Source organism: Stenotrophomonas sp. 278 (assembly GCF_003935715.1).
Taxonomy (GTDB): domain Bacteria; phylum Pseudomonadota; class Gammaproteobacteria; order Xanthomonadales; family Xanthomonadaceae; genus Stenotrophomonas; species Stenotrophomonas maltophilia_AH.
On sequence record NZ_RHPP01000131.1, the window covers coordinates 1 to 11,339 of the forward strand.

Annotated in this window: 12 protein-coding genes; 7 read left to right on the forward strand and 5 right to left on the reverse strand. The window is 67.2% G+C overall.

From position 1 onward, the window contains the following. The 5 genes from EGJ34_RS17505 to rph all read right to left on the reverse strand — a co-directional run. On the reverse strand, positions 1–902 hold a 902-nt coding region (locus EGJ34_RS17505), incomplete at its 3' end, for a DUF1631 family protein (RefSeq protein WP_125361756.1). 114 nt (positions 903–1,016) lie between these two features. After that, positions 1,017–2,225: a radical SAM family heme chaperone HemW gene (gene hemW / locus EGJ34_RS17510; protein WP_125361757.1), complete on the reverse strand. Its 1,209-nt coding sequence runs from the start codon at positions 2,223–2,225 to the stop codon at positions 1,017–1,019. Positions 2,226–2,267: 42 nt separating this feature from the next. Then, positions 2,268–2,861: an RdgB/HAM1 family non-canonical purine NTP pyrophosphatase gene (gene rdgB, locus EGJ34_RS17515; protein WP_185750225.1), complete on the reverse strand. Its 594-nt coding sequence runs from the start codon at positions 2,859–2,861 to the stop codon at positions 2,268–2,270. Continuing rightward, complete coding sequence (locus EGJ34_RS17520) at positions 2,858–3,247, reverse strand: VOC family protein (protein ID WP_125361758.1); 390 nt, start codon at positions 3,245–3,247, stop codon at positions 2,858–2,860. The genes rdgB and EGJ34_RS17520 overlap by 4 nt, the downstream gene beginning before the upstream one ends. Beyond that, positions 3,244–3,972 carry a ribonuclease PH gene (gene rph, locus EGJ34_RS17525; RefSeq protein WP_125361759.1) on the reverse strand — a complete coding sequence of 243 codons (729 nt, stop codon included), beginning with the start codon at positions 3,970–3,972 and terminating at the stop codon, positions 3,244–3,246. Before rph ends, EGJ34_RS17520 begins: the two co-directional genes overlap by 4 nt. 121 nt (positions 3,973–4,093) lie before the next feature. On the opposite strand from rph, the gene EGJ34_RS17530 reads away from it, so the two are divergent. The 7 genes from EGJ34_RS17530 to EGJ34_RS17560 all read left to right on the forward strand — a co-directional run. Further along, positions 4,094–4,954, forward strand: a complete 861-nt coding sequence (locus EGJ34_RS17530) for a YicC/YloC family endoribonuclease (RefSeq protein ID WP_125361760.1) — start codon at positions 4,094–4,096, stop codon at positions 4,952–4,954. Next, entirely contained in the window at positions 4,951–5,616 is a 666-nt protein-coding gene (gmk, locus tag EGJ34_RS17535; protein ID WP_125361761.1) for a guanylate kinase, read from the forward strand. Before EGJ34_RS17530 ends, gmk begins: the two co-directional genes overlap by 4 nt. Before the next feature lie 112 nt (positions 5,617–5,728). Beyond that, the gene (gene rpoZ, locus EGJ34_RS17540) at positions 5,729–6,028 is read left to right on the forward strand and encodes a DNA-directed RNA polymerase subunit omega (protein WP_005410877.1); all 300 of its coding nucleotides are present in this window, start codon (positions 5,729–5,731) and stop codon (positions 6,026–6,028) included. 111 nt (positions 6,029–6,139) lie between these two features. Further along, complete coding sequence (locus tag EGJ34_RS17545) at positions 6,140–8,299, forward strand: bifunctional (p)ppGpp synthetase/guanosine-3',5'-bis(diphosphate) 3'-pyrophosphohydrolase (RefSeq protein ID WP_125361762.1); 2,160 nt, start codon at positions 6,140–6,142, stop codon at positions 8,297–8,299. 95 nt (positions 8,300–8,394) lie between these two features. Further along, on the forward strand, positions 8,395–8,781 hold the full coding sequence (locus EGJ34_RS17550; RefSeq protein ID WP_125361763.1) for a RidA family protein: 387 nt from the start codon (positions 8,395–8,397) through the stop codon (positions 8,779–8,781). Between the two features lie 68 nt (positions 8,782–8,849). Continuing rightward, entirely contained in the window at positions 8,850–10,901 is a 2,052-nt protein-coding gene (gene recG, locus EGJ34_RS17555; RefSeq protein ID WP_185750227.1) for an ATP-dependent DNA helicase RecG, read from the forward strand. A gap of 130 nt (positions 10,902–11,031) precedes the next feature. Continuing rightward, on the forward strand, positions 11,032–11,339 hold a 308-nt coding region (locus EGJ34_RS17560; RefSeq protein ID WP_185750226.1), incomplete at its 3' end, for a nucleoside hydrolase.

Below are 11,339 nucleotides of genomic sequence, written 5' to 3' on the forward strand. Positions count from 1 at the left end.
CTGCTGGCAGGTGTGGCCGGCGTGGACGCGGGCGGCGCGCCGATCGCCTCCTCGGTCATCGCAGCCCAGTTGCCGCCGCCTGAAGACCCGCTCCAGCCGGTCAGCGGACGTGTGGCAGCACCGCCGGCCTTGCGCCAGGCACCGGCGGTACCCCGTTCGGGACCCGTGACGATGCGGCGGGTCGTGGCCGAGCGGGCCAGATAGGGCGTGTAGACGAGGCCCGGCAGGATGCCTTCGTGGGCGAGCAGGATGTTGGCACGTTCCAGCAGTTCACCCAGCCGCTCCAGCAGCTGGTGGTCGAACACCCGGTACAGCGTCAGCTGGGTTTCCAGGCCGAGCTCGAACTGTTCGCCCAGCTCGCGGGTGATCCGGCACAGCACGTAGGGGCCGAACGGCAGGTCTTCGACGTCGAACTCGGGGCCGGCGGCAAGCACGCCGAAACGCTGGCCCAGCAGCTGCAGGGCGCTGGCTGAGCGCTGTGCCTCGCGGCGGGTGATATCGGCCAACACGATGTCGCGGTCGATATCGGTGTCGGTGACCAGAGTCAGGGTGGTCGCGGTTACTGGCGCGGGTGCCGTCGGCTCATGGCGGACGCGTGGCTCGCGCAGCTTGGCCAGTGCCGCGCCCAGCGCGTCCAGAAAGCGCGGGGCGAACTGCGCACTGATTTCGTGCAGGCGCCGGGTCTGGGCGTAGATGTCGGCCTGGATCTGGCTGTTGCGCGCGCGTTCGGCCTCGCGGAACAGCTCGCGTTCCAGCTCGACGATGGTCAGCTTCAGCGGGTTGGCCAGGGTCTGTGCGGCCAGCGCCTGCAGCGCGGCCAGCAGGCGGCGCACGCGCGGCGGTGCCTCGACGCTGTCAAAGCGGCGGGTGTCGGGTGGCAATGGCGGTGCGGACGCAGACATCCGTTGTGGTTCCGGCTCCCCTGTAGAGTACGGAATCTAACGTTTTCGCGGGTTTCCCGCCATAAGGGGTGTCCCGACGATGCGTGGGCCGGCCAACGGCCGGCCATCACGATGCTAGGGCAGAAACAACTCCACCGCGTCATTGGTAAACCGCCGTCCGAGCTCGGTTGGCTCCGCGCGTCCAGCGTCCAGCGTCATCCAGCCGCGTTCGACCGCCGTGCGCAACGGCTCCGCAATCACCTGCCGGTCCAGCCCGGTACGTGACTCGAAGTCCTTCAGCGCGAAGCCTTCGTGCAGACGCAGCAGGTTCAGCATGTACTCGAACGGCAGTCGTGCCGCGTCGATCACGTCATCGCCACCGATGGATGCCGCGCTGCCGGCGGTGTCCATGAAGGTCTGGGGGTGCTTGTGCTTCCAGCGGCGCAGGACGTGCTGTTCGGCCCCGGAGCTGATCTTGCCGTGGGCACCGGCGCCGATGCCCAGGTAATCGCCGAAGCGCCAGTAATTCAGGTTGTGGGCGCTCTGCCGGCCGGGGCGGGCATAGGCGCTCACTTCGTATTGCGCGTAGCCGGCCTCGGCGAGCATGCGTTGGCAGTGTTCCTGGATGTCCCAGGCCGCATCGTCATCGGGGAGACCCTGCGGCGGGCGGGCAAAGAACACCGTGTTGGGTTCCAGGGTGAGCTGGTAGTGCGAGAGATGGGTCGGCTGCAGGGCGAACGCGCGTTCGAGGTCGTGCTCGGCCTGGGCCAGGGTCTGCTCCGGCAGCGCATACATCAGGTCGATGTTGAAGTTGTCATAGCCGGCGTCCTGGGCCAGCTTGACCGCGCGCTCGGCTTCGCCGCTGTCGTGGATGCGGCCCAGCCGCTTCAGCGCCTCATCGTTGAAGGTCTGGATGCCGAAGCTGATGCGGTTCACCCCGGCGGCGCGGTAGCGGTCGAAGCGACCGTGCTCGGCGGTGCCCGGGTTGGTCTCCAGCGTCACTTCCAGATTCGGCGCGAAGCGCAGCCGCGCGGCGGCAGCCTGCAGGAAGCGGTCGATGGCCTCCGGCGGGAACAGGCTGGGGGTGCCGCCGCCAAAGAACACGCTGTTCACCACCCGGCCCCAGACCAGCGGCAGGTCCTGGTCGAGGTCGCGGACCAGGGCGTCGATGTAGGCGTCGAAGGGCAGCTCGCCTTTGCCCGCATGCGAGTTGAAGTCGCAGTACGGGCATTTGCGCACGCACCAGGGCAGGTGCACATACAGCGACAGCGGCGGCGGCACCAGCGACACGCCGTGGTCGTGGTCGCAGTGTTCGCCCGGAAGGTGGCAATGAGGATCAGACATGATTCGGGGTGACGTGTAGTGCCGGGCTCCGCCCGGCAATCATCAAAATGCCGTCGGCAGCCGTTGCTTCAGCAGCTGCAGCGCCTTGGCCCGATGGCTCATCGCGTTCTTCAGGTCCGGAGCCATTTCCGCAGCGGTCTGCTGCAGCACCGGGTCCAGGAACAGCGGGTTGTAGCCGAAGCCATGGCTGCCGCGCAGCTCATCGAGGATCTCGCCTTCCCAGCTGCCTTCGCAGATCAGTGGCTGAGGATCGTTGGCATGACGCAGCAGCACGATCACCGCGTAGAAGCGCGCAGTGCGGCGTTCGGCAGGCACATCACGCAGCGCCTCCAGCAGCTTGGCGTTGTTGGCCGCGTCGTTGGTCGGGCTGCCGGCGTAGCGGGCGCTGTACAGGCCGGGGGCACCGTCCAGTGCATCCACGATCAGGCCGGAGTCGTCGGCCAACGCCGGCAGACCGGTGCTGGCGCAGGCGTGACGGGCCTTGATCAGCGCGTTCTCGACAAAGGTGAGGCCGGTTTCCGGCACGTCGCTGACGCCGAGCTCGCCCTGCGCCACGATCTGCAGCGGCAGGTCGGCCAGCATGGCCTGCAGTTCCTTCAGTTTGCCGGCGTTGCCGCTGGCCAGTACCAGTTTCATTGTTTCGGCTCCAGCAGGTCCCAGGTGTTGCCGTACAGGTCGCGGAATACCGCGACGGTGGCGTAGCTTTCCTCGCGCGGGGCTTCCAGGAAGTCGACGCCGGCGGCCTGCATGGCGGCATGATCGCGCCAGAAGTCGTCGGTGTTCAGGAAGAAGCCAACCCGGCCACCGGTCTGGTTGCCGATCCGCGAACGCTGTTCGTCGTTGCTGGCGCGGGCCAGCAGCAGCGCGGCTGCACTGCCGTCGGTCGGGCCCACCACCACCCAGCGCTTGCTGCCCTGGTCGATGTCTTCCAGCAGGGCAAAGCCCAGCTTGCCCGTGTACCAGGCAATCGCCTCGTCGTAATCGGCCACCACCAGGGTGGTCAGGGCAATGCGGCGGTTCACGGCTGGGCCAGCGCGGCCTGCTGGGCCGCGAGCAGGTCGGTACAGCCCTTTTCGGCCAAGGCCAGCAGGACATCCAGTTCCTCGCGACGGAAGGCGTGGCCTTCAGCCGTGCCCTGCAGCTCGATGAAGCCGCCGCCGTCGTTCATCACCACGTTCATGTCGGTGTCGCAGTCGCTGTCTTCGGCGTAATCCAGGTCCAGCACCGGGGTGCCGCGATAGATGCCGACGGAAATGGCGGCGACCGCACCGAAGATCGGGTTGCGCTTCAGTTCGCTCTTGCTGATCAGGTGATTCACCGCATCCACCAGTGCCACGTAGGCCCCGGTGATGGCGGCGGTGCGGGTGCCGCCGTCGGCCTGCAGCACGTCACAGTCCAGGGTGATGGTGCGCTCGCCGAGGGCACGGCGGTCGACGCAGGCGCGCAATGAGCGGCCGATCAGGCGCTGGATTTCCAGGGTGCGGCCGCCCTGCTTGCCGCGCGCGGCTTCACGGTCGTTGCGGGTGTGGGTGGAGCGCGGCAGCATGCCGTATTCGGCCGTGACCCAGCCTTCGCCCTTGCCGCGCAGGAAGCCCGGCACGCGGTTTTCCACGCTGGCGGTACACAGCACGCGGGTGTCGCCGAAGCTGACCAGCACCGAACCTTCGGCATGGCGGGTGAAAGCGCGCTCGATGCGCACTTCGCGCAGCTGGTCGGCCTGGCGGCCGCTGGGACGGGAATCGGACATGAAAGGTTTCCGGTGGGACGAGGGATGCGGGTCCACGCCCGAACCGGAGACCGGCGGACGAGGAGGCTGGAATGAGACCGCTAGGGTACCATTCCCCCTTTGAGAGCATCGGAATCCCCGAATGATTCGAAGCATGACCGCCTATGCCGGCGGCGAGCGCTCCACGCCTTGGGGCACGCTGGGATGCGAGCTGCGCTCGGTCAACCACCGCTTCCTCGAGGTCGGTACGCGCCTGCCCGAAGAGCTGCGCGCGCTGGAACCGCAGCTGCGCGAGCGCATTGCCGCGCGGTTGAGCCGGGGCAAGCTGGATCTGGTGATGCGCCTGCGCGCGCCGGAGAGCGCCGCCAGCCTGCAGGTCAACGAGGTCCTGCTCGGCCAGCTGGGCGCGCTGGCGCACCGGCTGACCTCCGACTTCCCGAACCTGCAGGTCAGCTTCACCGAGCTGCTGCAGCTGCCGGGTGTGACCCAGGGTGAAGCCACCGACGCGGCGGCCCTGCAGGCCGAAGCGCTGGCCCTGCTGGAGCAGGTGCTGGACGGGTTCGTCGCCGCGCGCGAGCGTGAAGGCGACAAGCTGGCCACCGCGATCAGCGAGCGGGTTGACGCAATTGAACGCATTGCCGCCGATGTCACCACCCTGATCCCGCAGATCCGGGAAGGGCAGCGCACCAAGCTGGCCGCGCGCCTGGCCGACCTGCCGCACCCGGTGGAGCCGGGTCGCGTCGAGCAGGAGCTGGTGCTGTGGCTGCAGAAGCTGGACGTGGATGAGGAGCTGGACCGCCTGCGCAGCCACATCGTGGAGATCCGCCGGGTGCTGAAGCAACGCGAACCGGTCGGCCGCCGCCTCGACTTCCTGCTGCAGGAATTCAACCGCGAAGCCAACACCCTCGGTTCCAAATCAGTGGACAGCCGCACCTCCAACGCTGCGGTGGAGCTGAAGGTGCTGATCGACCAGATCCGCGAACAGGTGCAGAACATCGAATGAGCAGCCAGCCCACGCCGACCGGTGCCCCCGCACGCGGCACCCTGTATATCGTGGCCGCCCCGTCCGGGGCCGGCAAAAGCAGCATCGTCAACGCCACCCTGGCACGTGACCCGCAGATCGCACTGTCGATCTCGTTCACCTCGCGGGCGATGCGTCCGGGCGAGGTCAACGGGGAGCACTACCATTTCGTCAGCGCCGAGGCGTTCGAGAAGATGATCGCCGCAGGCGACTTCTTCGAGCATGCCTGGGTCCATGGCGACTGGAAGGGCACCGCCCGGCAGTCGGTCGAGCCGCAGCTGGCGGCCGGCCAGGACGTGCTGCTGGAGATCGACTGGCAGGGCGCGCAGCAGGTCCGTCAGCTGGTGCCGGGGACGGTGACGGTATTCATCCTGCCGCCGTCCAAGCAGGCTCTCCAGGATCGCATGCGCAAGCGTGGCCAGGACAGCGAAGCGGTGATCGCCCAGCGCCTGGGGGCCGCCCGCGAGGAGATGCTGCACTTCAATGACTTCGATTACGTCATCGTCAACGAAGTGTTCGACACCGCGGTGAATGAGCTGTGCGCCATCTTCACTGCCAGCCGCCTGCGGCGGGAGGCCCAGAAGGTCCGCCACGCCGGCCTGATCCAGGCCCTGCTGACCCAGGAGCCGGGCGCAACAGCTTGATTCATAAAGGGGCGTTCACCGCCTGGCTTGATTTTGTCCAGGTCCGCCCCTTACAATCCGTCCCCTTTACCTCATTTGATTGAGCAGCCCGTGCCGGCTGCCGGGAGCCCGCATGGCCCGCATCACCGTAGAAGATTGTCTGGAAGTCGTGAACAACCGTTTCGAGCTGGTCATGATGGCGTCCAAGCGCGCCCGTCAGCTGGCCAACGGCGTCCAGGCCACGCTGGACAACAGCGAGACCGAAGACAAGCCGACCGTGCTGGCGCTGCGTGAAATTGCCGCCCGCAAGATCGACAACGCCCTGATCGACGAAGTCGAGAAGGCCGAGCGCGAGCGTGCCGAGCGTGAAGCGCTGGAATGGGCCGCCGCCGAAGTGGTCGCCGACGAAGACATGTCCAAGAACGACGACTGATCGCCTGCCGGTCGCGTTGTACGCCAGACAGCCCGCCTTGTGCGGGCTGTCTGCGTTTTTCAGACTGTCAACAGTTTGCCGTTATCCCTTGGCTGGAATAGTCTTCCAGCCATGAACCCAGGCCCCACTGCAAAGGCCGCCGTGTCTCCCGGCGCGGCCGTCCCCGACTATGTCCTCCAGCTTGAGCGCGCGGCCCATTACCTGCCGCCGGAACAGCTGCCGCTGCTGCGTCGTGCGTGGGAGGTCGGGGCGTCGGCGCATGCGGGCCAGACCCGCAAATCCGGCGAGCCCTACATCACCCATCCTGTGGCGGTGGCGCAGGTGCTGGCCGAGCTGGGCCTGGACGTGGAAGCGCTGATTGCGGCGATCCTGCACGACACCATCGAAGACACCCCGCTGACCCGCGAGGAGCTGGCCGCCGAATTCGGCGAGGCCGTGGCCGAGCTGGTCGACGGTGTCACCAAGCTGGACAAGCTGAAGTTCCGCGACCGCCAGGAAGCAGCCGCGGAAAGCTTCCGCAAGATGCTGCTGGCGATGTCGCGCGATCTGCGCGTGATCATGATCAAACTGGCCGACCGCCTGCACAACATGCGCACCCTGGGCGCGCAGAGCAGCGAAGCGCGCGGCCGCATCGCCCGCGAAACGCTGGAGATCTACGCCCCCATCGCACAGCGGCTGGGCATGAGCCTGGTCAAGAGCGAACTGCAGAACCTCGGCTTCAAGGCGCTTTATCCGTGGCGCCACGCCATTCTGGAAAAGCACATCCGCAGCCAGCCGGTGGTGCGTCGCGAGGCAATGGCGCAGGTGGAAGTGCAGCTGTCGCAGCGGTTGGCCAAGGAAGGACTGGAGCACCGGTTGGTGAGCCGGATCAAGACCCCGTGGAGCATCTACAACAAGATGCGCGACGAGAACAAATCCTTCGACCAGGTCATGGATGTGTTCGGCTTCCGGCTGGTGGTGCGCAGCGTGCCCAACAGCTATCACGCGCTTGGCGCGGTGCATGCCACCTTCAAGCCGCTGGACGGGCGCTTCCGCGACTTCATCGCCATTCCCAAGGCCAATGGCTACCAGTCGTTGCACACCGTGCTGTTCGGGCCGTACGGCTCGCCGATCGAGGTGCAGATCCGCACCGAGGAAATGGACCTGATCGCCGAGCGCGGCGTGGCCGCGCACTGGACCTACAAGTTCGGTGGCGACAGTCCCAACAGCGCGCAGAGCCGGGCGCATGCCTGGATCGTTGAACTGATCGATTCGCAGCGCGCGGCCGGTTCGTCGCTGGAGTTCCTGGACAACGTGAAGGTCGACCTGTTCCCCGACGAGGTCTACCTGTTCACGCCCAAGGGCAAGATCCTGGCCCTGCCACGCAACTCCACCGCGCTGGACTTCGCCTACGCGGTGCACACCGACGTGGGCAACACGGCCGTGGCCTCGCGGGTGGACAAGAAACTGGTGCCGCTGCGTACCAAGCTGGTCAGCGGGCAGACCGTGGAAGTGATCACCGCGCGCTCGGCCACGCCCAAGCCGCAGTGGCTGGAGTTCGTGGTCAGCAGCAAGGCGCGCACCGCCATCCGCCACCAGCTCAAGCAGCTGGAACACGAAGATGCGGTGCAGCTGGGCCACCGCATGCTCGACCGCGCGCTGGAAGCGATGGACAGCTCGCTGGAGCGCCTGCCGAAGGGGCGCCTGGATGCGTTCCTGGCCGAGCACCGTTACCCGCGCCTGGAGGCGCTGCTGGCCGAGGTGGCGCTCGGCAACTGGATGCCCAACCAGGCCGCGCAGGCCCTGATGGCTTACGCCGAGCTGCGCGGCGGCGCGCATTCCAAACATTCGCAGGAGAAGATCCTGATCAACGGCAGCGAGCGTGGCGTGGTCAGCTTCGCCAACTGCTGCCAGCCGATTCCCGGCGACGACATCATGGGGTACCACACCGCCGGCAAGGGCATCGTGGTGCACCGCATGGACTGTCCGAACCTGGCGGAGCTGCGCAAGTCGCCCGAACGCTGGGTGCCGATCGGCTGGGACACCACCGTGTCCGGCGATTACGACACCGCGCTGATCGTGGAGGTGGAAAACGGCACCGGCGTGCTGGCGCAGCTGGCGGCCGCCATCGCGCAGAGCCATTCCAACATCGAGCGGGTGGATTACCTGGATCGTGATTTCAACGCGGCCGTGCTGGCATTCAACATCCAGGTCCGCGACCGCAACCACCTGGCCGAGGTCATGCGCCGTTTGCGCCGCCTGTCCGTGGTTCAGTCGGTACGCCGGCAATGATCTGCACGTACGCATGACGAAGAGCCACGCCCTGCGTGGCTGGCGGAAACCGATACAATTGGCGCTCTGTATTCCTGAACACACCGGAGCACCCCATGACCCGCCAGATCATCAACACCGAAAACGCCCCCGCCGCGATCGGTCCGTACTCGCAGGCCGTGCGTGCCGGCAATACCGTGTACTTCTCCGGCCAGATTCCGCTGGACCCGGCCACCGGCGACATCGTCGGCGCGGGTGACGTCGAAGCCCAGGCGCGCCGCGCCTTCGACAACCTCAAGGCGGTGGCCGAAGCCGCGGGTGGTTCGCTGGACCAGGTCGTGCGCCTGGGCCTGTACCTGACCGACCTGGCCGAGTTCGCCAAGGTCAATGCGGTGATGCAGGACTACTTCCAAGCCCCGTTCCCGGCCCGTTCCACCATCGAAGTGTCCGGCCTGCCCAAGGGTGCGAACTTCGAGGTCGACGCGGTGATGGTCATCGCCTGACCCCTGTCGTGGCGCGCAAGGCGGCGGCAACCCCGGTGCTGGCTCCGTCCGGCGAACCATCCTTGTCGATGCTCGCCGGCGTCGGGCCGGCTGTGGCCGCCAAGCTCGCCAGCCGCGGCCTGTTGACGCTGCAGGACCTGTGGCTGCACCTGCCGCTGCGTTATGAAGACCGCACCGCGCTGACCCGCATTGAAGACCTGCGCAACGGCGTAGCCGCGCAGGTGGAGGGGCGGGTGGTCGCCGTCGAGCGCGGCATGCGCTTCCGGCCGATGCTGAAAGTGGCGGTGGAGGACGAAGGGCAGGGCACGCTGGTCCTGCGCTTCTTCCACTTCCGTCAGCAGCAGGTGGCGCAGTTCGCGAAAGGCACCCGTCTGCGCTGCTTCGGCACGCCCAAGGCGGGCCAGTTCGGATTGGAGATCGTCCATCCGAGTTATCAGATTCTTGGCCAGCACGAAGATGCGGCGCTGGGCGACAGCCTGGACCCGGTCTATCCGGCCGTCGAGGGCATTGGCCCAGTCACGCTGCGCAAGCTGATCGGACAGACGCTGGATCGCCTGCCCGACGAAGCCACGCTGGAACTGCTGCCGTCCGGCTGGCTCGATGGCCTGTCGCTGCCCTCGCTGCGCAGCGCGCTGCTGACGGTGCACCGGCCGCCGCCGGATGCGGATCTGTCCGCCCTGGCCGCCGGCCGCCATCCGGCGCAGCGACGATTGGCCATCGAGGAACTGCTGGCTCATCACCTCAGCCTGCGCCGTCAGCGCATGGCCCTGCAGGCGCATCACGCACCTTCGCTGCGCGGCAGTGGCGCGCTGGTCGAACAACTCCGCAGCAGCCTGCCCTTCGCACTCACCGGTGCGCAGCAGCGGGTGTTTGAGCAGATCCGCAAGGATCTGGCCAAAGCGCATCCGATGCTGCGCCTGGTGCAGGGCGACGTAGGTTCCGGCAAAACCGTGGTGGCGGCGCTGGCGGCCATGCTGGCGGTGGAACACGGCAAGCAGGTGGCGCTGGCAGCGCCGACCGAACTGCTGGCCGAGCAGCATCTGAACAACCTGCGCGGCTGGCTCGAGCCGCTGGGCGTGCGTACCGCCTGGCTGGCCGGCAAGGTCACCGGCAAAGCGCGCGCCAAGGTGCTGGCCGAGGTCGCGTCGGGCGAAGCACAGGTGGTCGTCGGCACCCATGCCCTGATGCAGGAGGCGGTGGTGTTCGCCGATCTCGCGCTGGCCATTGTCGATGAGCAGCACCGCTTCGGGGTGCACCAGCGGCTGGCGCTGCGTGACAAGGGCGCTGATGGACGCAGCGTGCCGCACCAGCTGGTGATGACCGCCACGCCGATCCCGCGCACCCTGGCCATGTCCGAATATGCCGACCTGGATGTGTCGGCCATTGATGAACTGCCGCCCGGGCGTACCCCGGTGCAGACCGTGGCGCTCAACAACGACCGCCGTCCCGAGCTGATCCAGCGCATTGCCCTGGCCTGCCAGGAAGGACGACAGGTGTACTGGGTATGCACGCTGATCGAAGAGAACGAGGAACTGGATGCCACCCCGGCGCAGGCGACCTTCGAGTCGCTGCAGGCACTGCTGCCCGGCGTGCGCGTCGGGTTGGTGCATGGTCGGATGAAAGCGGCGGACAAGCTGGCCACGATGGTGGCGTTCAAGGCCGGGCAGATCGACCTGCTGGTCGCCACCACGGTGATTGAAGTCGGCGTCGACGTGCCCAATGCCTCGTTGATGATCATCGAGAATGCCGAGCGGCTGGGCCTGGCCCAGCTCCACCAGCTTCGCGGCCGGGTCGGGCGCGGCTCGGCGGTGTCGCGCTGTGTGCTGCTGTACCAGGCTCCGTTGTCACAGATGGCGCGCGAACGGCTGGAGACCATGCGCCAGACCAATGATGGCTTCCTGATCGCCGAGAAGGACCTGGAGCTGCGTGGCCCGGGCGAACTGCTCGGCACGCGCCAGACCGGCCTGGCCGCGTTCCGCATGGCCGACCTGGCGCGTGATGCGGACCTGCTGCCGGGCGTGCATGCGCTGGCCGAGCGGTTGCTGGGCGAGCAACCCGGGGTCGCCGACCGGGTCGTGCAACGATGGATCGGCAGCGCGGTGCGGTTCGCGTCCGCGTAGCGGACGGATCACGACCAACGGTCGTGATCTACCGGTCGCGGGCCCCGCGACGTGTGACCTCCGAATCCCCCTTCTTGTATTTGTCACGCCAGGGTGAGACAGTCCCTTGCCGCTAGAAAAGACGGCAATGATGACCAAGAAGATTCCGCTGTTGATCGACACCGATCCGGGTGTCGATGATGCCCTGGCCCTGTTGATGGCCTTTGCCGATGAGCGCCACGACATCGTGGGTCTGACCATCGCCGCCGGCAATGTCGGCCTGGACCACACGGTCCGCAACGCCCTGAAGCTGTGTGAAGTGGCTGGCCGCGACGACGTGCCGGTGTTCGCCGGCACTCCCGATCCGCTGATCCATCCCTCGGTCGATGCCGCCCACGTGCACGGTGCCGACGGCTTCGGCGACGTCAATCTGCCGCCGGCCGCGCGCCAGGCCGAGGC

What these genes read in the sequence shown, in the direction of transcription:
- hemW (WP_125361757.1), bottom strand. Translation starts at nt 2,225, where the DNA reads ATGTCTGATCCTCATTGCCACCTTCCGGGCGAACACTGCGACCACGAC.
- rdgB (WP_185750225.1), bottom strand. Translation starts at nt 2,861, where the DNA reads ATGAAACTGGTACTGGCCAGCGGCAACGCCGGCAAACTGAAGGAACTG.
- rph (WP_125361759.1), bottom strand. Translation starts at nt 3,972, where the DNA reads ATGTCCGATTCCCGTCCCAGCGGCCGCCAGGCCGACCAGCTGCGCGAA.
- EGJ34_RS17530 (WP_125361760.1), top strand. Translation starts at nt 4,094, where the DNA reads ATGATTCGAAGCATGACCGCCTATGCCGGCGGCGAGCGCTCCACGCCT.
- gmk (WP_125361761.1), top strand. Translation starts at nt 4,951, where the DNA reads ATGAGCAGCCAGCCCACGCCGACCGGTGCCCCCGCACGCGGCACCCTG.
- rpoZ (WP_005410877.1), top strand. Translation starts at nt 5,729, where the DNA reads ATGGCCCGCATCACCGTAGAAGATTGTCTGGAAGTCGTGAACAACCGT.
- EGJ34_RS17545 (WP_125361762.1), top strand. Translation starts at nt 6,140, where the DNA reads ATGAACCCAGGCCCCACTGCAAAGGCCGCCGTGTCTCCCGGCGCGGCC.
- EGJ34_RS17550 (WP_125361763.1), top strand. Translation starts at nt 8,395, where the DNA reads ATGACCCGCCAGATCATCAACACCGAAAACGCCCCCGCCGCGATCGGT.
- recG (WP_185750227.1), top strand. Translation starts at nt 8,850, where the DNA reads ATGCTCGCCGGCGTCGGGCCGGCTGTGGCCGCCAAGCTCGCCAGCCGC.